Annotated in this window: 21 protein-coding genes; 14 read left to right on the forward strand and 7 right to left on the reverse strand. The window is 37.6% G+C overall.

Going from position 1 to position 22,829, the window contains the following annotated elements; all coding sequences use genetic code 11:
- The first annotated feature begins 85 nt into the window (after positions 1-85).
- The 14 genes from flgJ to H5232_RS14375 all read left to right on the forward strand — a co-directional run bounded on the left by flgJ (position 86) and on the right by H5232_RS14375 (position 16,332).
- Positions 86-1,054, forward strand: a complete 969-nt coding sequence (gene flgJ, locus H5232_RS14310; RefSeq protein WP_182718211.1) for a flagellar assembly peptidoglycan hydrolase FlgJ — start codon at positions 86-88, stop codon at positions 1,052-1,054.
- Between the two features lies 1 nt (position 1,055).
- Positions 1,056-3,062 carry a FlgK family flagellar hook-associated protein gene (locus tag H5232_RS14315; protein WP_182718210.1) on the forward strand — a complete coding sequence of 669 codons (2,007 nt, stop codon included), beginning with the start codon at positions 1,056-1,058 and terminating at the stop codon, positions 3,060-3,062.
- A 2-nt stretch (positions 3,063-3,064) separates the two neighbouring features.
- The gene (gene flgL, locus H5232_RS14320) at positions 3,065-4,297 is read left to right on the forward strand and encodes a flagellar hook-associated protein FlgL (protein ID WP_182831107.1); all 1,233 of its coding nucleotides are present in this window, start codon (positions 3,065-3,067) and stop codon (positions 4,295-4,297) included.
- Between the two features lie 348 nt (positions 4,298-4,645).
- Entirely contained in the window at positions 4,646-5,608 is a 963-nt protein-coding gene (locus tag H5232_RS14325) for a flagellin (protein WP_149981565.1), read from the forward strand.
- Between the two features lie 430 nt (positions 5,609-6,038).
- Entirely contained in the window at positions 6,039-7,007 is a 969-nt protein-coding gene (locus H5232_RS14330) for a flagellin (RefSeq protein WP_182718208.1), read from the forward strand.
- A gap of 165 nt (positions 7,008-7,172) precedes the next feature.
- Positions 7,173-8,135: a flagellin gene (locus tag H5232_RS14335; protein WP_149981562.1), complete on the forward strand. Its 963-nt coding sequence runs from the start codon at positions 7,173-7,175 to the stop codon at positions 8,133-8,135.
- A gap of 77 nt (positions 8,136-8,212) precedes the next feature.
- Positions 8,213-8,647, forward strand: a complete 435-nt coding sequence (locus H5232_RS14340; RefSeq protein ID WP_149981560.1) for a flagellar protein FlaG — start codon at positions 8,213-8,215, stop codon at positions 8,645-8,647.
- 31 nt (positions 8,648-8,678) lie between these two features.
- On the forward strand, positions 8,679-10,088 hold the full coding sequence (gene fliD / locus H5232_RS14345) for a flagellar filament capping protein FliD (protein ID WP_182718207.1): 1,410 nt from the start codon (positions 8,679-8,681) through the stop codon (positions 10,086-10,088).
- A gap of 28 nt (positions 10,089-10,116) precedes the next feature.
- Positions 10,117-10,545 carry a flagellar export chaperone FliS gene (gene fliS / locus H5232_RS14350; RefSeq protein WP_149981556.1) on the forward strand — a complete coding sequence of 143 codons (429 nt, stop codon included), beginning with the start codon at positions 10,117-10,119 and terminating at the stop codon, positions 10,543-10,545.
- Positions 10,535-10,834 carry a hypothetical protein gene (locus H5232_RS14355; RefSeq protein WP_182718206.1) on the forward strand — a complete coding sequence of 100 codons (300 nt, stop codon included), beginning with the start codon at positions 10,535-10,537 and terminating at the stop codon, positions 10,832-10,834. The genes fliS and H5232_RS14355 overlap by 11 nt, the downstream gene beginning before the upstream one ends.
- A 9-nt stretch (positions 10,835-10,843) precedes the next feature.
- Positions 10,844-12,925, forward strand: a complete 2,082-nt coding sequence (locus H5232_RS14360) for a 6-hydroxymethylpterin diphosphokinase MptE-like protein (protein ID WP_182739656.1) — start codon at positions 10,844-10,846, stop codon at positions 12,923-12,925.
- Between the two features lies 1 nt (position 12,926).
- Entirely contained in the window at positions 12,927-14,234 is a 1,308-nt protein-coding gene (locus tag H5232_RS14365; RefSeq protein WP_182761120.1) for a DUF4910 domain-containing protein, read from the forward strand.
- Between the two features lies 1 nt (position 14,235).
- On the forward strand, positions 14,236-14,880 hold the full coding sequence (locus H5232_RS14370) for a class I SAM-dependent methyltransferase (protein ID WP_182758294.1): 645 nt from the start codon (positions 14,236-14,238) through the stop codon (positions 14,878-14,880).
- A 72-nt stretch (positions 14,881-14,952) separates the two neighbouring features.
- Positions 14,953-16,332 (forward strand): NAD(P)-binding protein, encoded by a 1,380-nt coding sequence (locus H5232_RS14375; protein ID WP_182831108.1) that lies wholly within the window; start codon positions 14,953-14,955, stop codon positions 16,330-16,332.
- Here the strand turns inward: H5232_RS14375 and H5232_RS14380 are convergent.
- Genes H5232_RS14380 through H5232_RS14410 form a run of 7 tightly spaced genes read right to left on the reverse strand, consistent with a single transcriptional unit; the run spans position 16,314 to position 22,829 of the window.
- Positions 16,314-17,144 (reverse strand): AAC(3) family N-acetyltransferase, encoded by an 831-nt coding sequence (locus tag H5232_RS14380; protein ID WP_182831109.1) that lies wholly within the window; start codon positions 17,142-17,144, stop codon positions 16,314-16,316. The two genes, H5232_RS14375 and H5232_RS14380, sit on opposite strands and share 19 nt — an antisense overlap.
- Positions 17,141-17,875 (reverse strand): hypothetical protein, encoded by a 735-nt coding sequence (locus H5232_RS14385; RefSeq protein WP_182794265.1) that lies wholly within the window; start codon positions 17,873-17,875, stop codon positions 17,141-17,143. Before H5232_RS14385 ends, H5232_RS14380 begins: the two co-directional genes overlap by 4 nt.
- A complete protein-coding gene (locus H5232_RS14390; protein WP_182718199.1) occupies positions 17,868-18,125 on the reverse strand; it encodes a hypothetical protein in 258 nt (85 codons plus the stop codon). Before H5232_RS14390 ends, H5232_RS14385 begins: the two co-directional genes overlap by 8 nt.
- Entirely contained in the window at positions 18,125-19,582 is a 1,458-nt protein-coding gene (locus H5232_RS14395; RefSeq protein WP_182783774.1) for an AMP-binding protein, read from the reverse strand. The genes H5232_RS14390 and H5232_RS14395 overlap by 1 nt, the downstream gene beginning before the upstream one ends.
- Positions 19,583-19,612: 30 nt before the next feature.
- Positions 19,613-20,332 (reverse strand): nucleotidyltransferase family protein, encoded by a 720-nt coding sequence (locus tag H5232_RS14400; RefSeq protein ID WP_145239477.1) that lies wholly within the window; start codon positions 20,330-20,332, stop codon positions 19,613-19,615.
- Complete coding sequence (locus tag H5232_RS14405; protein ID WP_182831110.1) at positions 20,329-21,777, reverse strand: PfkB family carbohydrate kinase; 1,449 nt, start codon at positions 21,775-21,777, stop codon at positions 20,329-20,331. The genes H5232_RS14400 and H5232_RS14405 overlap by 4 nt, the downstream gene beginning before the upstream one ends.
- Positions 21,774-22,829: an alcohol dehydrogenase catalytic domain-containing protein gene (locus tag H5232_RS14410; RefSeq protein ID WP_182718196.1), complete on the reverse strand. Its 1,056-nt coding sequence runs from the start codon at positions 22,827-22,829 to the stop codon at positions 21,774-21,776. Before H5232_RS14410 ends, H5232_RS14405 begins: the two co-directional genes overlap by 4 nt.

Genomic DNA, 22,829 nt, shown 5'->3' on the forward strand with positions numbered 1-22,829 from the left:
AACTCGCAACTCGCAACTCGCAAACTCGCATTGGCTTAATTATTGCATTGTTAATACTATTATTAATCACTGTGTCAAATTGCTGATGGATACTAATCATCTCGATAAACAAAACTTCTTTGATTTAGGCAATCTCAATACATTACGTCAAGATGCCTTAAAAAGTGGTGCCTCGCCTGAAGCATCAAAAGAAGCGCTAAAAAAAGCAGCGGCACAATTTGAATCTATTTTTACGCAAATGCTTTTAAAAAGTATGCGTAAAGCAAACGAAGCGTTTGAAGACGAAGACAGCCCTTTTAACTCCAGTGGAGTAAAGTTTTTTGAAGAAATGCATGATCAACAGTTATCGGTTGATTTATCTTCAAAAGGTTCATTGGGCTTAGCCGATCTCATAGTGCAACAACTCTCTCCTGACGGGAAAAAATTTACCCCTAGTTCAGTGCTGCGCACCGTCGATGATTTTACCAGTGATCAACGTGCAACCAGCAAGAATGCTGATAAGGCGGCTGACACTCAGGCTGTCAATAGCAGCTCATCAACAGCGCAAAAACCTCAGTTTGAAAATGCAGAAGATTTTATCAGTAGTGTTTGGGAACATGCCAAAACAGCTGCTGAGAAAATTGGTTTGAACCCCGCTGTGATGGTTGCACAAGCAGCTCTTGAGACTGGCTGGGGGAAACATATCATTAATAAAAGTGATGGTAATAGCAGCTTTAATTTATTCAATATTAAATCAGATAAAAGCTGGCAAGGTGAGAAAGCCAACAAAATGACGCTTGAATTTGAGCAAGGCACACCAGTTAAAAAACAAGCTAGTTTTCGTGCATATGATTCTATTAAAGAGAGTGTGAATGACTTTGTGCAGTTTTTGATAGAAAACCCACGTTACCAAGAAGCGCTACAAAATACCGCAAAACCGGCTGCCTTTTTAGATTCATTACAAAAAGCTGGTTATGCCACTGACCCCAATTACGCTGACAAAATTAAGCAAGTGCTAAACCACACAGAGCTTAAGACATTGGCGACATCATTGGTTCGCCAAGGAGTAAATTAACATGTCGTTTAACTTATTTGACATTGCAAGCTCAGGAGTTCGAGCTAGCTCTGAGTTACTGCAAACCACCAGTAAGAACATTACCAATGTTAATACGGTAGGTTATGTACGCGAGCGTACAGAGCATATGACCATGATTGATAACCAAGTCGGTCGTGGAGAAACCTATCGTTTATTAAATGAGTTTGCACAAAAGCAACTCAATCGTGATACCTCAAATAAAACCTTTTTCGACCAATTTGTGACTGAGGCTGGCCGGGTTGATAGTTTGTTTTCTCAAGAATCCAATAGTCTATCGACTAGTATGAATTCGTTATTCAATAATGTGCAGGAAAGTTTAAATCAGCCATCATCCTCAGTTGCACGATCGCTCGTAATGACGGATGCAAAAAATTTGATTGATCAAATGGATCGCTTATCAGGCATTGTATTTAATCAAAAAAATATCGTGAATGATCAGTTAGAAATATTTTCTGATGAAGCGAATACATTAATTCAAAATATTAGCAGCTTGAATAAGCAAATAGCTACCGTAAATGGTACGCGTAACGAGGCAAACTCAAGCACCACGTACAACGAAAGAGACCTTGCTATTCGTAAGTTATCGGAATTAATTGATGTAGAGACACTTGATGGCCCCAACGGTGAAAAGCTCGTATTTATGGGCACCGGCGAATCATTAGTAATGCAAGATGGCGCATTTAATTTATTTTCGATGGCGGGCGATCCTGATCCTAATTTTAAAGAATTACATTTAGACATAGATGGCGGCAAAGCTGTGCCGCTTGATGTTGATGTGACTAAGCTTAAAGGTAAAATTGGCGGATTATTAGCATTTCGTGATGACATTTTAGTGCCAGCACAAAACCAACTTGGCCAAATGGGGCTTGCGATTGCTGATGCTTTTAATCAACAAAACCGTTTAGGAATGGACGGTAATGGCGAGCTCGGTGGTGATATTTTTACAATCCCAACGATTGGCGGTCACGCTTATCAAGCCAATACAGGCAATTCAAGCATAACGGCTACCTTAGAACCAGGTAAAGGCAGTGAAATTCCTGCCAGTGACTTTATTGTTACTTATACCAGTGGCACAACGGTAGAAATACAACCGGTCGATAATAAAGGTGAACCATTAGGCTCTCCCTCAACCGCCAATATAGTTGCTGGCGTTATTGATTCATCGACTATGACCGGTGGGGAATCTTTTGGTTTACAATTAAACGTTACAGGGACTGGTAATGTTGGCGATAAATTTGCAGTTAAACTGAATGCCGAGGCTGCATCGAGTTTAACACTGGCTACCGATAGACCAGAAGCGCTAGCGCTGGCTTCTCCAATTCGTACGGCAGATAATATAAACAATACAGGTAATGGCAATATATCAGCAGGGACTGTTACTAGTGTGACTTCGGGTGGCTTTACAGCCACGACGCCTCCGGATCTAGCAAATGGTGATATCACGATAGTGAAAACCGCTAATGCTAATGAATATACAATTACAGACAATAACGGCAGCTCGACTTTTACGATTACTCCACCTGCTAAAAATCTACTAGAGCAAGCTGGCCCTCCTTATGATAGTTACGGTTTTGATTTTGATATTGAAGGCACCACAGCGGTAGGTGATAGTTTTACACTGGAGTTTAATGAAGGTGGTTTTGACGATAACCGCAATGGCTTAATGTTAGCTGGGTTACAAAGTGGCGAGCTAGTGCGGCAAAATGTTACCACAACCGCATCGGCTGATAATCATAAAACATTTAATCAAGCCTATGCAGGGTTAGTTACTGATATTGGTGTTGTTACCAATCAAGCGAAGACCAATGGTGCTGCTTTTGAGGCATTAGCTCAACAGTCTGAAGCCTGGTATGAATCACTCTCGGGAGTTAACCTTGATGAAGAGGCTGCCAATTTATTGCGGTTTCAACAATCTTATGCGGCGTCTGCACAAGTGCTTTCAACAGCCCGTTCTATATTTGACACTTTACTTAATGCTGCGAGGTAATTATGCGTTTATCTAATAATTTGATGTATCAAAACAGTGTTAATTCGATTTTGAATAATCAGCAAAATGTCAATAAAGCACAAGAGCAAGTTAATACCCAAAAGCGAGTGCTTACAGCTTCAGATGATCCATCGGCAACAGCACGGGCGTTACTGTATACCGATCGTATACAAGCGAATGAGCAATACAGTAAAAACATTACCATGCTAACGAGTCGATTAAAGACTCAAGACAGTGTGCTTGAAAATATTAAAGGCTCACTTGAAAAAGCCTATACATTGGCAATTCAAGCAGGTAATGGTGTTTATACCGATATCGATCGTGAAGGTATTGCTGAAGAGATTAAATCTATACAAAGTAGTGTGCTTGATTTAATGAATGCTAAAACTGAAGATGGTAAGTATATATTTTCAGGCTATCAAGATAACACCCAAACCTATTCGCTTGATTCTTCAACTGGCAAATATGTTTATGGTGGCGACCAAGGCCAGCATAAAATTAAAGTAGCGGAAGGAGTTGAAATTAAATCCAGTGATAATGGGGTTGATACGTTTGAAAAGGTCAATGCCCGGTTGAATGTTGCCTCTAATGACGGCGTTGTTTCAGGAGGGATCACTAGCGCAAAAGTGTATGTACGCGAGCAAGCTCAGTTTGATGCTTTTCATAAAGCAAATTATAACGCTGATCCCGCAGCCGCGGCCGGAGCAAATACGTTTAATATTATAACAACCCCAGGTACACCTAATACATATCAGGTTGAACAAGGTGGAAGTGTGCTCAGCTCTGGCAGCTTTGAGGGATCAAAAATTAAATTTGCTGGGATGGAAATTGATATTAGCCCAGTTGCAAACGGGCAGGTAGACTTTACTTTAGAAGCGCCGAAAAAAGAAAATATTTTAAACACATTAAGCGATTTAATTGCTGGGTTAACTGACCCAACAATTAGTCAAGAAGATTATGACCAAGTATTGGCATCGGCCATGGTCCAAATCGATAACAGTAAAAATCAGGTCTCTTTAACACAGGCTGGTTTAGGTGGGCGGTTAAATACAGCTGAGAAAATCACGCAATCTAATAGTGATCTGGATGTAAATAATAAATCCTCCCGTGCAGATTTAATTGAACTTGATATGGCTGAGGCTATTACTGAACTCACGAAGCAAGAAACTGCACTGCAAGCGTCGCAGGCAACTTTTGGCCGCTTAGCTAAATTATCACTGTTCGATTACTTATAAGTAAGTTATAAGAACATCAAGAGTAAGGCAATATATTGCCTTACTCTCGTATTTTTCCAGCCTTTTAAGATCATCTCCTTACTATTTAACAGCTTAATAATTTCCTGAAGAAAAAGACCTGCACAATAATCCTTTTAGTTTTTTAATGAGCTTTATTAATTTAGTCACTATAAAATTCATTAAATTACATGAGCTTAAAAAATAATGGAAAAAAATAAAAAAAAAAGCTAAAGGATTTTTTTGCTAGACCGATAACTTAATTAACCAAGCAAAGCGTTGTAAATAACAACCACTGCTTAATCTAGTAAGTTTGAGAGTAAATGATAAGTTTACTTCTGGAGAGATATCATGGCTTTATATGTAAATACAAATGTTAGCGCGTTAAACGCACAAAGACAATTAAATAATTCTGGTAATGCACTGGATACATCATTCCAACGTTTATCATCAGGTTTTCGTATTAACAGTGCGAAAGATGATGCGGCAGGTCTACAAATTTCTGACCGTTTAACATCACAAATTAACGGTTTGAACCAAGGTAACCGTAACGCAAACGATGGTATTTCATTAGCACAAACAGCTGAGGGTGCATTAGATGAAGTAACATCAATGTTCCAACGTATCAGAACATTATCACAGCAAGCAGCAAATGGTTCAAATACTGATGAAGACCGTTTAGCGGTGCAAGAAGAGATTCGTTCATTATCTGAAGAAGTAAATCGTGTTGCAGCAGATACAACGTTTGGTGGTCAAAACCTTTTAGACGGTTCTTTCTCCGCGAATTTCCAAGTTGGCGCAGATGCTGTACAGAATATCAGCTTTAGTATGGCGTCAGTTGGCGGTACGGCTAACTCAATCGCTGGTAATAACGGTTTTACCATGTCAGGTATTGCAGGGGTTGCCAGTGCGGTAACAGGCGCAAGTTTAAGTGCTACAGCTGGAACAATTAGTTCGCAAGTAGGTTCATCAGCTGATGCTACAGGTTTTGCTGCGGTATTTACAGCAAGCGGCATAAGCGTATCTTCACAAGCGAATGCGCAAGCGGTAATGGCCGGCATGGATTCATTAATCGCGGTTGTTGATAAAAAACGCGCTGAGCTGGGTGCGGTACAAAATCGTTTTCAATCAACGATTCGTAACCAGTCAAATATTTCAGAAAACCTAAGTGCTGCAAAATCACGTATTAAAGATACAGACTTTGCGCAAGAAACTGCAAACTTAACAAAAATGCAGATTCTACAACAGGCTAGCCAAACAATTCTTAGTCAGGCTAATCAACGTCCACAGGCTGCATTAAGTCTTCTAGGATAATTGGTTGGAAATAGTCAATTAATTGACTAAGAATGTAGCGCCTTTGTTTAATGGGGTATTAACAAAGGCGCTGAAACGGATTGATAAAGCGGAGGCGCTTAAAAATCCTGTATTGTTCTAACATTTGTAAGAACATAATTGTTAAAGCACAAACTATGCCAATAGTAAGTGTTAGGCATACCCACTCTCAAACTTATCTTCAAAGGGCCTTATAGGCCCTTTTCTCGTTTTTTATAATTCAATGCAACTCTATCTATAAAGTTGGCCTAAAGATTGCTGAATACTTATTACGATTTAAATTAATCTGCAAAGTGGCAGTTTATTGCCCCCAGTCAACTTAACTTGACTGTAGTAACAGGTCACTTTGTCAAAATTCCACTCATTAAATTAAAGAGTGGCTTTAATTTGACAGATAAGAAGAGAGTTTATTATGGCTTTATTTGTAAATACGAATGTCAGCGCGCTTAATGCGCAAAGACAGCTTGAAAGAACTGGCAACGACTTAGATACTTCCTTTAAACGTTTATCATCTGGTCTGCGTATTAACAGCGCGGCGGATGATGCTGCTGGTTTACAAATATCGGATCGTTTGCAATCGCAAATCTTGGGTTTAAACCAAGGCAACCGTAATGCGAATGACGGTATCTCGCTGGCACAAACAGCTGAAGGTGCGCTTGATGAAATTACTTCTACATTTCAACGTATCCGAACACTTGCTCAGCAATCAGCAAATGGCTCTAATACAGATGAAGATAGGCTCGCTATCCAAGAAGAGATTAGACAGTTATCTGATGAGGTTAACCGAATTGCCACGGACACTACATTCGGTGGTCAAAATTTATTGGATGGCTCTTATTCTGCAAGCTTTCAGGTTGGTGCTGATGCTGTACAGACTATTGGTTTTAGTATGCAGTCTGTTGGCGATACAGCTAATTCTCTTGCTGCTAATGGTGGTTTTACTATATCAGGTGTTGCCGGTGTTGCTTCAGCCGTGGGTGGTAAAGCACTTTCAACGCTCGCAGCTAATGTAAGCTCAGTTGATGGCGCAACGGCATCAACAACATTAGATTTTTCTTCTGTATTTACAGCTGCAGGTATTAGTGTGTCATCACAAGTAAATGCACAGGCTGTGTTTGCGGGTATGGATTCTCTAATAGCGGTGGTTGATAAAAAACGCGCTGAATTAGGTGCGGTACAAAACCGTTTTCAGTCGACAATACGAAATCAAGCTAATATTTCTGAAAATTTAGCCTCTGCTAAATCAAGAATTAAAGATGCTGATTTTGCAATGGAGACAGCTAACTTAACTAAAAACCAAATTTTACAACAAGCGAGCCAAACAATATTAGGCCAAGCAAATCAAAGGCCTCAGGCTGCATTAAGCTTGTTACAGGGTTAGAATAGTATAACGTTGTTAAAAATTTATAAATAAAGCTAAAGTTTCCGTTTTATCTGACGATAACTGACTTAGAGAACTAAAAATCTAGGACTCTCAGTCTGGAGTAATAACAGGGTAGGGGTATCCCGTTGTTATTCTATTTAAAATGATAAAGCGGAGGCTATTATGGCTTTATATGTAAATACTAATGTGAGTTCATTGAACGCACAACGCCAGTTGATGAAATCTGGTAACCAGCTCGATACATCCTTTCAACGTCTATCATCAGGTTTTCGCATTAATAGTGCAAAAGATGATGCTGCAGGCATGCAAATATCTAACCGTTTAACTAGTCAAATAAATGGTTTGAATCAAGGTAACCGAAATGCTAATGATGGGATCTCACTTGCGCAGACTGCTGAAGGCGCACTTGATGAGACTACGTCAATGTTCCAGCGTATTCGTACTCTTGCTCAACAAGCTTCAAACGGTTCAAATACAGATGAAGATCGTTTAGCAGTACAAGAAGAAATTCGTTCATTATCAGAAGAAGTGAATCGTGTTGCTGCAGATACAACATTTGGTGGTCAAAATCTCCTAGATGGTTCATTCTCAGCTAACTTCCAAGTTGGTGCTGATGCTGTACAGAATATTAGCTTTAGTATGGCTTCTGTTGGTGGCACTGCAAACTCGGTTGCGGGTAATAATGGCTTTACTATGTCAGGTATTGCAGGTGTAGCAAGTGCTGTGACAGGTGCAAGCTTAAGTGCTACTGCGGGAACAATTAGTTCACAGGTTGGTGCTTCAGCTGATAATACCGACTTTGCAACTGTATTTACAGCAAGTGGTATTAGTGTATCTTCTCAAGCTAACGCACAAGCGGTAATGGCTGGTATGGATGCAATGATTGCAGTAGTTGATAAAAAGCGTGCCGAACTCGGTGCTGTGCAAAATCGTTTTCAATCAACTATTCGTAACCAATCTAACATTTCAGAAAACTTGAGTGCTGCTAAGTCACGTATTAAAGATACTGATTTCGCTGCCGAAACAGCTAATTTGACTAAATCTCAAATATTACAACAAGCAAGCCAATCTATTTTGAGTCAAGCAAACCAGCGTCCACAAGTAGCATTATCGTTACTAGGCTAGACGGTTAATTAGGTCATTATTGAGATATTGTCTCGATAATGACTTATACTTTGTTTGTATTTTGAAGGAGAGCTATTATGGCTGACTTAGGTGGAATAATTAAATCGAGTGAAAACTTCACCGCTAATTCATCTTTTACAAATAAAAATGAGTTAAACGAAGCAAGTAAAAAAGCAACTGTTGAAAAAGCTGGTACAAAAATTGCTGGTAGAGAGCCCGCACTTGTTGATAATAGTCAGCAACTTGATTCTGAAAGTGAAAGAAAAGCACTGATCGACGAAGTGAAAGAAAACTTAGAGAAATTAAATAAATATATTCCTGTGACGGCAACAAATTTAAAATTTGAATTTGATGAGCAGGGTGATCCACCAATAATTAAAGTGTTTGATAAAACAAGCGAAGAAGTTATTCGTGAAATTCCAACTGAAGAGTTTAGAGAAGTTGCTAAAGCTTTAGATGAATTTGCCGATAAACTAACTAACAAAGGTTTGTTACTAAATCAAACTGTATAATATTTTTTGGAACAGATAGTAGGAGAGAAGTATGCCACTTATAACATCCGCAGGTATTGGATCTGGGCTGGATCTCGAAAGTATCATTAAAGCATCTGTTGATGCCGAAAATGTTCCAAAAATGAATGCCTTTGCAAAAAAGGACAAGTCGTTAGAAGTTGAATTATCTTCAATCGGAGAGATCAAGTCTGCGTTATCCAAGCTACAAGACACAATAAAAAAGCTAGCAGATCCTGATAATTTTAATAAACGCATAGCCAATATTAGCCAACCTACTAGTGACGACGGCGATTTAATTGCTGTTACACCGACAAAAGATATTACGCCTGGTAATTTTAAAATTGAAGTTTTAGCACTTGCTCAAGGCAGTCGCGCGACATCAAATGCTGGTTTGTTTACGGCAACGGATGATGTGGTTACTGCTTCTGGAGGCACCTTGTCATTTGCTGCTGGAGACAAAAGCTTTGATCTAACTCTCGATGCAGGTGCGACATTAGCTGATTTGCGTGACGCAATTAATGACTCGGATGATAATTTTGGTGTAACAGCAAATATAATAAATACTGGTACAGAGTCAAAGTTGGTTCTTACTTCAAGTGTAAGTGGCGCTAATAATGACTTGGTAATCACCAATGATAATGCTGAGCTTGATAATGTATCCACTGATGCTAATGGTGGAGCTCCTAATAGCGGTGGTATTGGTATAGCAGATGAAAATAAAGCAAAAAGCGCAGTAATTAAAGTTGATGGTATTGAGATTACCAATGACACCAATACGTTTAAAGATGCTGTACAAGATATGACGATCACCGCTAAACGACAAAGCGTTGATGGAGAGACGGCAAAGTTGGCTGTTAGCTATGACCGTGAGAGCGTTACAACATTAATTGATGAATTTATTGCTAATTATAACAATGCTATAGGGCAGTTAGGTCTGCAATCGAGAGTCGGAAAACCTTTAAATAGCGATGCAACCATTCGTACTTTGAGCTCACAAATGGTCAATATGCTTTCTACAAATTTAACGGATGCAGGGCCTTTCACAAGTATTTTTGATATTGGCTTGGGTGTTGATAAGAAAGGTTATCTAGAAAAATCAACTTTAGTCCGCAGTTTAAATACAGCAATGGATGAAAATTTTGATGATATCGGAAAGGCTTTTGCTGGTGAAAATGGTGTTGCTAAACAGTTCGAATCTTTTTTAGATAATTACGTAAGTTCAAAAGGCATTTTAAAGCAAAGAGAAGATAATTTAAATACACAGGTCACTGATTTAGAAGATGATGTACTAAAGCATGAATTTAGAATGACCGAATTAGAAAGTAGGCTTAGAAAGCAATATGCGGGTTTAGATGTGTTACTGGCGCAAATGCAATCAACACAACAGTACTTAGGAGCGCAGCTTGCGAGCTTACCTGGATTTACAAGAAACAAATCATAAATTAATTTTGATTTAAAAGGGTTTTAATATGTATAACGCCAAAGTAAAAAATTATCAGAAAGAAGCACTCAAGACCCGTGTTGCCGGTGCTGATCGCTATGAAATAATTCAAATGTTAATGGCGGGTGCGATTGAAAAAATGGTGATGTCTAAAGTTGCTATTGAAAGAAAACATATGGAAGCGAAGGCCGAACATTTATCTAAAGCGACTGCTATTATTGAAGCCTTAAGGGGCTGTTTAGATTTTAAAGTTGGTGGTGAAGTGACTGATAATTTATATGCACTTTATTCTTATATGATAGATCGCTTAGTTGATGCAACAATAAAAAATGATCCTGCAATTGTTGAAGAAGTATCTAATTTATTAAAAGAAATAAAGTCTGCTTGGGATGCTATTCCTCATGACGTTCGAGAAAAAACACTTAGTGAAAATGGTATAGATGCTAATGTCGGCTAGTTTATTGTCTCAGTTAGCCCCCGATTTGTCTGTAATTAATCAATATTTAGCTGAAGGTGATATAGAGTCAGCTCAAAGCAAGTTACTATTAATTGATAGAACATTGAAAGCACTCTTTACCTCACCTGAGAACCTCAGCGAAAACGATGTGTTATTTTTATCGGATTTTTCAATCAAATTGAATACTACGGTATTAGAAATAAGCCTCAAAAAACAGCAGGCTGCAAAAGAACTTGGTATTCATATTAATACGCAAAAAAAAATAAATGTGTATAAAAATATCAAGTAGGTAACCGACATGATAAAGAATATAGATATTAATAACGAGCTTGAGCACATCTCAGAAAAACTTGAAAAAACTATAAAACATCAAGAAAGAGAGGCGATTTTTGCTACAGAAGCAAATGAGCGATTTGAAAAGAATTTTGAGTGTTTTTCTGAGTTTTTCCCTGATATAGCAATAGCAATAAAAAACTTTAAAACCAAAGATGACTTTTGCTTACATGTTACAGAGTCCGGGCATGGTAATTTTATACCAAGTGGTGGAAATACTTTACTTTATTCACAAGACCCCATTACTCAAACTGAAAAACAAATACAGGCACAAAGAGAAAGGCCCGTATTTAGTTTAACTGACTACACTGGTTATCCTGAAGATGATGACGATACCCGTATTCACTCTCGATATATGGTAAAGTTAACTCGCTTTATGAAAAAAGTCAGAGCCGAAAGTAAACCTGTAGTTCGTAACTTACCATCTTCATTTCCTTCCGCAGTTATTTTTGGTATCGGGCTAGGTTATCATGTTCCGCTTCTTTTGGAAGATACTCAATTTGACTATATATTTTTAGTTGAACCAGATTTTGAACAATTTTTTGCGAGTTTATTTTGCACTGATTGGTTTGAAATTATAAAAAAAATTGATTCCAATGGAGGGTGCTTGTTTTTTCATTTAGGTGTTGATCATAAATCATTTATAATTGACCTTGAAAAAATAGCCGAAGACATTGGTGCATTTTCCTTAGTGCGCAGTTTTTGCTATCAGCATACACCCGGTACAGAACTAAATGTTTTGATTAAGCAGTGGAGTGAAGATTACTTCCGTTTTCAGTTTGGTCATGGGTTTTACAACGATGCAATAACTGGGCTTGCTCATAGTATCCATCATATTCGAAATAAAGCTGCGTTACTAACGAAGACGACCCAGGAAATAGACTTTGATACACCTATATTTATTGTTGGTAATGGTCCATCTCTGGATGAAGCTGAAGTATTTTTAAAAAATAACCATCAAAAAGGGATCGTAATCGCTGCGGGAACCGCCATAGCGTCATTATATAAGAAGGGTATCCCAGTTGACTTTCATGTGTTAGTTGAACGTCCATATTCGAACTATAAAATTTTTGGTGATATTTTCCCTGCTGATGAATACAAAAAAGTGAACTTGCTGGGCCTTAATACTTTATATCCTGATACGAATAAACGTTATAAATGGGCAGGAATAGCGGGAAAAGGTAATGAGGCGGGAACATGTTTAATGGACGTTATATCTCAAGTTCATTTGTCCCAAATTTTACCATTGATCCCTTACTGTAATCCTGTTGTTGCAAATGCAGCCCTTTCGTTTTTACTTCATATGGGATTTAGAAATATCTATCTTTTTGGTATTGATAACGGTAAACAGCCATCAGGCTCACATCACAGTAAAGATAGTATTTACAAAGTAAATAATGATGATGATTCAGAGGGGTACGGTAGTTTAGAGTTCAATGGTCGATTGATTGAAGGTAATTTGGGTGGCCATGTTGTTTCAAATGATCTCTTTCTTGTGGCTCATGCGCAGTTAGAAAAGCTTCTAAGTCTTTACAAAGTGAATAACTGCATAAATGTAGGAAACGGTGCAAAACTTCAAGGTGCTATTCCTACTGCAGCAGATAATTTAATTGATATTGAAAAAGAGATTGATAAAGAGTTGGTTATCAGCAATATCAAGAATAATTATTTTACAGTATTACCTGTTGATGATGTAGAAGATAGATTGATTGCAGTGGATAGACTTCAGGATATTTGCGAGCATCTACTCTCAATTATTGATGAAGATATTACAAGTCGTAGTATTGCTGCTAAGCAATTACAGCGTCAAGCTAGGTATGTTTACTCTTTAAGAAATACTAGCTTAGGGCATATATTTCATATAATAAAAGGCGCGCTCTTATATTATCACTGCCCGATGATTACGCTTTTGTATCAATATGAAGACGAAGTATTTTGTTTAGAAAAATATAAACAGCTAAATAAGTTATGGAAATGTTATATCCAAGAGATAATGGCTGATTATAAAATCCACTATGATGAAAAATGTGACTTAGGAAAGGAATAAAGTGACAGATTACCAAGAATCAGAGGCTTTCTACAATGAGTTATTTGATGAACTTTTCCCTATTCTTCGTTCTATAACAGGTCCAGGCTTACGACAAAGTTATAGTATTCTCTCGCGGTATATGCCGCTTAATATTTCTTCTATTGCTTCTGGTGAAAAAATATTTGATTGGACTGTACCTAAGGAGTGGCATTGTGAAGATGCTTATTTATTAGGGCCTGATGGAGAGAAAATTGCTGATATGCAGCGATTGAATATTGAGGTCGTTAATTACTCAGAATCTGTAGAAAGAGAGCTTAGCCTTGAAGAGCTTCAAAAGCACTTATATAGCCTACCTGAGCAGCCAACGGCAATCCCTTATGTTACTAGCTACTATAAAAAGCGTTGGGGTTTTTGTATCGCTCATGAAATACGTGAACAACTTAAAGAGGGAACATACAAAGCTGTAATTAAGAGTCAGTTTGTAGATGGTTCGTTGGATATCGCCCAATCAGTTTTAAATGGTGAATCTAAACAAGAAGTATTATTAAGTTCATATCTATGTCACCCATCAATGGCGAATAATGAGCTGAGCGGCCCTTTAGTTCTTTTAGGCTTATTTAATCGTATTAAAAAATGGCCAAAACGTCGTTACTCCTACCGTTTTGCATTACACCCTGAAACAATAGGTAGTTTAGGATTGCTTCATTTAATGGGGAAGCATTTTACTGCAAACATGGTTTCTGGGCTGGTTATTAATTGTATGGGTGGAGAACCTGAAAAATTAGTTTTTAAACATAGTCGGAATGATAATGGTATGCTAGATAAACTTCTATATCATCTAAATCAACATGATTATAACCATGAAAACATACAATTTAGTCCTTTAAGTGGTTCTGATGAAAGGCAATATAATTCTCCCGGCTTTCAATTGCCAGTGTGCTGTGTCAGCCGTAGTTTTCATTCTGGCTACCACCAGTATCATACTTCCCTTGATACTAAAGCGTTTATGGGAATAAAACCACTGCTTGATAGTATTGATAAATTAGAGAAAATATTTTTGGCGTTTGAACAAGCTGCGACTTTTGAGAATACACTACCTTTTGGTGAACCTAACTTAGGTAGTAAAGGGTTGTATCCAACGTTAAGTTTTTTTAGTAAAGAGCGTGTAAGCCAACTCGATGAGCTTAATTACATTAAGATGTTATTAAATTATAGTGATGGAGAGCACGACTCTATTGATATTGCGGATAAATATGGATGCAGTGTTTTAGATATGGCGTCTGCAATTGACAAGCTAGAGCAACAAACACTCTTGGTCATGAAGTGAAATGGGTAATTGGCAGAATATTTATCAGCAGGGCAGGCAATTAAATAAATACCCTTATGATGCAATCGTATCATTGGTGATGCGATTAAGGCACACTAATTCAAGTTTAAGTGCATTAGAGTTAGGCTGTGGTGCTGGAAATAATATCGTTTTTATGGCTGAAGAGGGAGTTGATGTTGCTGGTATTGATATATCTTCAGTTGCTTTAGATTTTGCTCAAGAGCGTCTAACAAGGTTACAACTTAAAGCTGATTTAGTTAATGGTCATTTTACTCAGTTACCTTGGCAAGATAATTCGTTCGACTTAGTGATAGACAGAAGCGCTTTAAACTGTGTTCCTCGCTCAGATATTTTAGTTGCCCTTAGTGAATCTTACCGAGTGTTAAAACCAGGCGGTTGTATATTTTCTATTATGTATGCTGATACTCATCCTGCATTTATAAACTCAGGATATCAGCATGATGGGTTTGCGCGACAATTTTCGCCGGATTATTTCACTGACATTGATGGCCTATTTTTTGCTTCTAAAGCAGATGTTTGCGAACTATTCAGTAAATTTGCAATAACGCAGCAATCGTATGATGTTTCTTATGATCAGAACGATAAGATCACTTCTGCACAAAGAAGTATCGTTGCATATAAATAATCTATTGCTCAAATTACGTAATCATGAGTGGTTATTATATAGCTACTACTTAGTAGTTTCTGGAGAATTATTATGCGAGATTCAGCTATCGTTGTTGGTGGTGGGGTATGTGGTTTAATGGCGGCATTACTGCTCAAACAGTCTTTTAAAAAAGTTACAATAATTGAGCAAAGTGAGCGTGTTGGGGGATTATTTCGTTCTATAAAAGATGAGTTAGGTGCATATTATGATATGGGATCACATATACCGAACGCAACGGGCATAGAAGCGCTTGATACTCTGTTATTTGGCGAGCTAGAAAATCGTGATTACTATTGGCATGTAATAGAAAAGTTGCAATCTGGTAATTACTTTGCCGATGAATGGGATTTAAACTCTCCGTTTCCAGATAGTCACAAACTGCCAAGCGAAGAGTATTATCAAGGTTGTGCTGAGCTTATTCAAGCAACGTCCTCTAGTTGCAATCCACTGATACTTCCTTATTGTGAAGAAACATTGGGAAAAACGTTTACCCAACATATCATCACGCCTATTTTGTACAAGCTATATGGCAAGCACACAGATTTAAACACTTTAACAATGGCTGCAGGATTATTTGGCTTTACTCGCATACTTGCTTTTGAGCCCGATGTTGCAAATGCACTGAAAAATATCCCTACTTTTGATGCTAAAATTGGATATCAAACGCAAGCGCATTTTCATGAACGACAAACTAAAGACAACTCAAAAACCCCAAATTACTTTTATCCATTAGAAAATAAAGGGATTGAGGCTTGGGTTGAGTATTTAGTAACTAAACTTAAAAGCGCTGGAGTTGAGGTTGTACTTTCTTCATCAATAGAGAAGATAGAGACTAATGGACGGCAGATCACGGGAGTAAAGCTTACTAATAAAGCAGAAATCCTTGAGTGTCAGTTGTTATTTTGGAGTGCTCCTCCGTTTATTGCCTTAAAAGCATTAGGCTTACCTTTAGTTTATAACAAGCCAGAACTGAGAACTGCTATTGTATTTCATTTGAATTTTGACTTGCCTTTACTTGATCAAAAATCGCATTATCTATGGGTGTGGGATCATCAAACGGATATATTTAGGTTGACGTTATACCCTAACCTCAGCACTAAAAGTCAGCATGCGAACTTGTCGGCAGAAATATTATGCAGGCCAGAAGAGGTGGAGCAGTATGACGTGGATGAAATTGTGAATACATTAAAGAAAATGCAAGTTGTCGGCCAAGATGCTACATGTATCAGTCATATTAAACAGGTCATACATGGCACTTTTCCTGTGCCAACTTTAGAATTTGAAAAAAATAATCAAGCTAATTTTGATACATTAAAAAACAGTGTCGATAATATAATTATTTCAGGCAGATCAGGCGGTAAACAATGGCGACAAGCTGATGTACTTGTTGCCGCATATAACGATATAAACAATTATTTATCGACAGAATAAGAGACTTCTTTTCCATTATCAAAACGATATAGTTCAGATGGGTTACAGTTAAGCAATGCAAATTGGTTATCAGCAACAAAGTCTTTTACAAAATGATAAAGTGCTTTCATCTTTATTGTATAGATAAATGATCTTCCAAGTTGGGCTTGTTTCATAATCCCTGAGTTTAATAATGCAGCTTCTAACTTGGAATAGTCTTCCCTGTAGGCATTATTTATAGGAAAGCAAAAGTGGTAAAAAGTACCGTTAGCCTCTTCTCCATTTGTGAGCGTTGTCACACCGGTAAAAGGTTTATTAAACCGGTATTTTAATCCTAACATTGCTTCTATTTGAACAATCACCGTGGCGACTCTAAGGCCAATGCCTTGCAGTACAAGCACTGTATCTTGTTCTATTAACCTACTAAACGTTGAGTGCTCTGCAAAGGCATAATATTCAGGCTTTTTGGGTAAACAAATTTTTGCCGCATCAGGGCCTAAACCGCATATAGAGAACAAAGGGTGTCCAGAGCGTACTACATTTTTTTGTTGTCTAAACCACTCAGGCCAATACCCTAAGACACATTTTTGTGAGCGTAAATCTTCTTTGCGACTGCGTGGAAATTGATAATTAAACGCTGGCATAAATATATTACCGTTATCACCAATTGCAGTTTTAAAGCAGTTTAGGAACGCCTCAGGCACTTCTTTTACTGAGTGATTTTCTATAGCGCCAAGTGTAAATAATGAAGAGTGTATAAACACACTGTCATTCATGTTGATACCAACTGAATGTAATGTTGCGATAATTTGTTCTTGGCTGATACTTCTCACAAAAAGTCCTCATTACCGAAAGCTGCTTTAACTTCGTCGTAGATAGTATCAATTCTTTTTGAAAAAGCGGGATCTTTCCACGGCTTGCCTGATAGAATCATCCATTCATATTTAGCAATAAACTTTTTTTTCTGTGATTCATCTAAGGTATCAATAAAGCCCCCCATTTTTTCTTTGAGGCGGTCTACAAGTTCCTTCAAACACCTAAAGATAAACACAACTTCAGGATCACGTAACAATGGCTTCATAGAAACTGTAAGTTCACGTTTCAACTTTATGGCTTGCTCTCTAACCAGCGTACATTTATGGTTATTATCTGGATCACGGTAAAAAAGATCCATTAAAGCGGAGTACTCAAAATCAATAACAGTACCAAACGCATCTACTATAGGGAAGTAGGGATATATTCTGCAAACTAAGGGTCTATGTCCATGGGGTTCGCATAAACCACCACATTGGCAAGAGAGCAAATAGATATTGAAGCTTTTACCGTTTGAAAGCGTAAATGTACGCTTTTTAGCTGGTGTAGTAATATTTTTAATACCACCAATAGATTTATAGTACTCATACTCATTTTCGAGAAGAGGTAAAGATACACCGCTTTTGTCTAGGATATTAAAATGCTCTCCGTAAAAATTTTTACAGCAGTAACCACCGCATGTTTTCCAACACTCAGGAGCATTTACATATTCCGTATTATATATTTCTTGCCAGTTCACTTTGTTAGGCATTAGTAGACTCACTAAGTAGCTTTATTAGGCCACTGTAAGATGTAAATTGCACAGGGTCTGCTTCTTCAAAATCAATATCAAGATTTAAGCTGTTTTCTATTTCCATCAACATACTAATAAAATCAAGTGAATCTAAAAGACCTGAACTTATTAAACTATCCTGTTTATTCAATGATACGAGTATTTGCTCACCATGCTTTTCTATTAATTTATTATTGATAGCTTGTTCAATCGAATTTGTTAAGCTCATTATTTCTCCGTCATGGTATGTAGGGCGCTCTTATCAATTTTACCATTACTATTTAGTGGCATGGAATCGATCCATATAATCTTTTTGGGCACCATATAAAGTGGCAGCTGTTGCTTTAAGTAATCAATCAGTGTTTGCTCACTTTCTTTATCGGCTGGATTACAAATAAATAAAGTCAAACTTTGAGGTTGTTGTATTGGCGTTGCTATAGCCTGTACCAAAGGGTTTGATAAAAAATTTTGTGCTAGTGTATTTACTTCGGATAGCTCAACGCGGTATCCCTGGATTTTAACTTGGTCATCTACACGGCTAATATAGTGAAATACTCCTTGAGCATCACGCTTTACGAGATCACCACTTCGATAATGGGTAATGTTATTTGTTTTAATTAAACATTGCTGAGTTTTAATATTGTCATTTAAATACCCAGAAAATACTTGAGGCCCCGAAATCAAAAGCTCACCTTGTGCATCTAAATCAAAGCTCATGTTTTTAAGTGCTTTACCCAGGGGAATATAGCTACTATCACTATCATCATTACAATCAAATACATATCTACTGCATGCTATTGTAGCCTCAGTTGGTCCGTATAAATTAATAACCTTGCTGTTTGGTGCTGCTTTTTGCCATTGCAGAGCGAGTGTTCTAGGTAAGGGCTCACCACAAAACTGACTCACACGAAGGCTAGGATAGGCATCATTTTTAAGCATTCCTAGTTTAGCCATAATTGATGCAGTAGAAGGGACACTAAACCACACTGTAAGCCCGTGTTGTTTAATGAATTTACCTGGCGCAAATATAGCGGTTTCAGGCACTACATAAAGACAAGCACCTTGCAGCCAAGTAACAAATATATCATGCATGCTTAGATCAAACGTTGGATCAAATACTTGGCTTACCTTATCTGTATTACTGAGGGGTAAAGACTCACACATAGTATCAAGATAAGACTTAAGATTCGCAATGCTAATAGGCACACCTTTTGGTGAGCCTGTAGAACCTGAAGTAAATAAAACATAAGCGATATTGGATAGGCTGCGAGCTTGTAGTGATTTAGTTGATACAATGCTTTTATTGACTATATCGTCCAAACATACAAATACTCTATCTGGGAGTGCTTTTATTAATGCTTGGCTGATCGACAAATATTTTTTACTGTATAAAACATACTTTAAGTTGCCTTGCTTTATGATAGAAGCCAATCTAGCTATTGGCAGTTTTACCCCAAGTGGTATAAATGTTCGTGAATCTAAAGCGCAGGCAAGTACGGCGCTATAATAGTGAGTATCTCGGTAACTTAAAATTCCAACTTGCTCAGCTTCACTTATTTCGCTCGTGTTAATATTATTAGCGTAACTTGCAAACTGTTTATAAGTAATGTATTGATTATCAACAAAAATTGCAGGAAGTTTTGCATGGCTTGCAATGCTGTTTTTAAGTTTTTCAGATAACTTCACTTTATATCCTAGTTTTTATTTATCTTAATATTAAGCAGGTTTGTTGATAGCCAGCAATTCAGTTTGAAGTTTATTATAAGCTTGTGGAGTGCCTATATCTATATATCTCAGATGGGTTTTATAGCTATAAAGACTGCCCAATAATAAAGGCACCATGTCGTGGCTAATTTCATAGAAGCTTTCCTGTTTAAAGTGTGAAAAGTATTTTTCATACACTCCTGCGGAGAATAAAAACAATGCCCCGCTTGCTAGGTTACTTGGTGGATTGGATACTTTTTCATGAAACCTTTGGATTGAAGCGTCTGAATCAAGTTCAACAATACCACATGAGGAGGGAGAAGCAGATTCAAAAAGTAAAAGCGTAGCATCACACTTTTTGGGCCTTTTTGAATGGGCTTCTACAAAATTAGTAAGGGTATCTTCGCAATAGTTATCAGCATGAATGACCATTGTGGGACTACAATGCCAAAACTCTTTATTACTAATCAAAGTGCCGCCTGTACCGAGTAACTTTTTCTCTCTAACGATTGTTATTTTATTACGGTATTCGGACTTTGACACAAACTCTTCTACTTGTTCAGCGAAATAGTGCACATTAATGAGTATGTCGCTGACACCAAGTTTATCGAGCTTTTCTAGCCAATAAGCCAATAAAGGCTTGCCTTTAATAGGCACTAAACATTTTGGAATTGTATTAGTCAAAGGTTTTAACCGAGTGCCTAACCCTGCTGCAAGCAATATTGCTTTCATATATTTTTGAATGACTCCAGTACTCGTTGCTGTAGCGTGTTGAAGGACAGTGGCTGATTTCCGAGAGTATCTACTTGGCAAGCGGCTGCAATACTTGCAATATAAAAAGCTTGCCAAGGTGTCGCACCTGAGCACAATGCCAGGCTACTGGCAGCTAAGAAGCAATCACCAGCTCCCGCAGGATCAACCGCATTACGGTTAATCGCAGGAAGCATATCATTTTCCCATTGGCCGTTTTGATCTGGTAGATGGATAAAAATACCTTCTCCTGCGAGGGTAATAACTAAAGACGTTGGATTTGCTTTTTCGCAAAGTTTTTGGGCCAATATAGGTAGACCATCATCAATATTATTCAATGCTACGCGTACTTCTTTTTCTGTTGGTGTTATTAGCATCATATCTTTATAACGGGCAATGTCACCAACTTGAGAAGATGTTTGGCTGTCTGCGACAACACGTACATTGTTTTCTTTGCATAAAGCAATGACTTTATCGACCAGAGTTTGAGGTAATAATCCATAATTAAAATCAGAAAATACCAGTAAATCGAAGTTGTTAATACTACTTTCAAGTTGCATGTATAAATCTGTTTGAATTTCTTTAGAAATTTTATGCTGTCGAACTTGATTGACCCTTAGAAGTGTTTTATTGCCAGCTCTATATCGTGATTTTAATGGTGTTGGGCGACTGCCATCATCGAAAAGTATAGTATCAATATTGTATGCGTTAATATGATTTTTTACGTAATCAGCTTTATCATCTTTGCCAAGTACCGAGAAAAGCGTAACTTGATTAGCTCCTAGCCCTTTTATATGACCTGCTGTAATTGCTGCTCCGCCTAAAAATGTATCCGTTCTATCTGGTGTCATCACTATGGTAGGATCCTCCTGAGATAAGCCTACCGCAGTACCTTGGATATATTCATCGACGATTATTTCGCCAATTACAGCAACACGGTTTTCACTAAATTGAGAAAATACCGTGTTGATTGATTGATAATTAAACTGATGCCTTGTTGCATAACTTTGGCATTTTTTATAATCAAAGTTATGACCATTGCTTATTGTTCTTGTAATATATTGTTCGGAATTAGATTCGAACTCACCAGAGCCAAAAATAAGCTTTCCTCCGTACATTTCAACAAGAGCATGCTCAGGATTGTGCCTACTTTCAAACTCTTTACCTTTCACGACAATATGAGGCTTGAGGCTCTTTACGGTTTCTGCTGGAGTTAAATCTGATAAAAATGCTTCATTCACACATTCGAGGGATTGAACCATCTCTAGGCGATGTTGTTCGTTTACCCGACTCTTTAACTCCATAGATTTGTCGCTGTTAACAGCAACAATTAGTTTATCACCACACTCTTTTGCAAAACGAAGTAAGCGAATGTGGCCAGGGTGTAAAATGTCAAAATTTCCTTGAACAAGGACTTGCTTATTCATACTTCAATATTCTCAAAAGTAATGATGGCTCTGGTAATTTCTCTTCGTTCGAGCGCCGATATTGCTTCATTGATTTGATTCAAAGAATAGCGATGGCTTATCAAAGAATTAATAGATATTTCAAGTTTTTGAATAATATCTGCAATCGATTTTAAATCTTTGTCTGGATTACAATTACCTCCCCAAGTTCCAAAAATTTGCTTTCCACAAATTAGTTGATGAGGATCTAACTTTATAAAATCGCCAGTTTTTGGATGTGAGGCAAAATAGCATTTACCGCTGTTATGTATATTATTAAAAGCGAATTCTATGGTTTCACATAGTCCAGCACTCTCAATAGCATAATCAAAGCCGTTAGGGTGTTGCTCTTTGAGTAAAGCTAGGCTTGCTTCTTCATATAAATAAGCTTCATCGGCGCCTAGTTGTAGTGCTAAGTCACATTTAGATTGTTCAATATCTACAACTATGATTTTTTTTGGTCTGAAATGTTTAAGCATTAATAGTGCACTTATGCCTATACCACCTAGTCCGATTAATATCACATTACTATTAGAGTGTGGTTGTATCTGGTTAAGAACCATACCGGCTCCTGTGGGGAGGGCGCAACCGAGTAAAACAGCTAACTCATTTGAAATACCTTCAGGGCAAATGGTTACTCTATTCTCAGATATAACAGAGTACTCTGAAAAAGTCGTAACTGGACCTGCATTGATAATTTGACCCTCTTTGCTAATTATATGTGTCCCACCGGAATCGATTCCACTGCCTTTTAGCCAACCAAGAACGACACGATTTCCTTGTTTAACCTTGGTAACACTATTGCCAACTGCTATTACTTCACCTACACCTTCATGACCCATTAAGTGGGGCAAATACTTGTCTTCTCCTCTAAGGCCTTTACTCTCCATCAGCTGGCTTCTACACAAGCCAGCCATATGCATTTTCACCAGAACTTGATTATCTTTCAAATACGGTATTTTTAAATCGAGTAGTTGAAGGGGCTGCTCTATATCTATTAATACACCTGCTTTAAAATAAGTTGGAATATTCAT

The sequence above is a fragment of the Pseudoalteromonas sp. SG41-5 genome (genome assembly GCF_014164495.1).
Classification (GTDB): Bacteria; Pseudomonadota; Gammaproteobacteria; order Enterobacterales; family Alteromonadaceae; genus Pseudoalteromonas; species Pseudoalteromonas rhizosphaerae.

Bases quoted from the DNA above. Each gene is read 5' to 3' on its own strand.
- flgJ (WP_182718211.1), top strand. From the start codon at position 86: ATGGATACTAATCATCTCGATAAACAAAACTTCTTTGATTTAGGCAAT.
- H5232_RS14315 (WP_182718210.1), top strand. From the start codon at position 1,056: ATGTCGTTTAACTTATTTGACATTGCAAGCTCAGGAGTTCGAGCTAGC.
- flgL (WP_182831107.1), top strand. From the start codon at position 3,065: ATGCGTTTATCTAATAATTTGATGTATCAAAACAGTGTTAATTCGATT.
- H5232_RS14325 (WP_149981565.1), top strand. From the start codon at position 4,646: ATGGCTTTATATGTAAATACAAATGTTAGCGCGTTAAACGCACAAAGA.
- H5232_RS14330 (WP_182718208.1), top strand. From the start codon at position 6,039: ATGGCTTTATTTGTAAATACGAATGTCAGCGCGCTTAATGCGCAAAGA.
- H5232_RS14335 (WP_149981562.1), top strand. From the start codon at position 7,173: ATGGCTTTATATGTAAATACTAATGTGAGTTCATTGAACGCACAACGC.
- H5232_RS14340 (WP_149981560.1), top strand. From the start codon at position 8,213: ATGGCTGACTTAGGTGGAATAATTAAATCGAGTGAAAACTTCACCGCT.
- fliD (WP_182718207.1), top strand. From the start codon at position 8,679: ATGCCACTTATAACATCCGCAGGTATTGGATCTGGGCTGGATCTCGAA.
- fliS (WP_149981556.1), top strand. From the start codon at position 10,117: ATGTATAACGCCAAAGTAAAAAATTATCAGAAAGAAGCACTCAAGACC.
- H5232_RS14355 (WP_182718206.1), top strand. From the start codon at position 10,535: ATGTCGGCTAGTTTATTGTCTCAGTTAGCCCCCGATTTGTCTGTAATT.
- H5232_RS14360 (WP_182739656.1), top strand. From the start codon at position 10,844: ATGATAAAGAATATAGATATTAATAACGAGCTTGAGCACATCTCAGAA.
- H5232_RS14370 (WP_182758294.1), top strand. From the start codon at position 14,236: ATGGGTAATTGGCAGAATATTTATCAGCAGGGCAGGCAATTAAATAAA.
- H5232_RS14375 (WP_182831108.1), top strand. From the start codon at position 14,953: ATGCGAGATTCAGCTATCGTTGTTGGTGGTGGGGTATGTGGTTTAATG.
- H5232_RS14385 (WP_182794265.1), bottom strand. From the start codon at position 17,875: ATGCCTAACAAAGTGAACTGGCAAGAAATATATAATACGGAATATGTA.
- H5232_RS14390 (WP_182718199.1), bottom strand. From the start codon at position 18,125: ATGAGCTTAACAAATTCGATTGAACAAGCTATCAATAATAAATTAATA.
- H5232_RS14400 (WP_145239477.1), bottom strand. From the start codon at position 20,332: ATGAAAGCAATATTGCTTGCAGCAGGGTTAGGCACTCGGTTAAAACCT.
- H5232_RS14405 (WP_182831110.1), bottom strand. From the start codon at position 21,777: ATGAATAAGCAAGTCCTTGTTCAAGGAAATTTTGACATTTTACACCCT.
- H5232_RS14410 (WP_182718196.1), bottom strand. From the start codon at position 22,829: ATGAATATTCCAACTTATTTTAAAGCAGGTGTATTAATAGATATAGAG.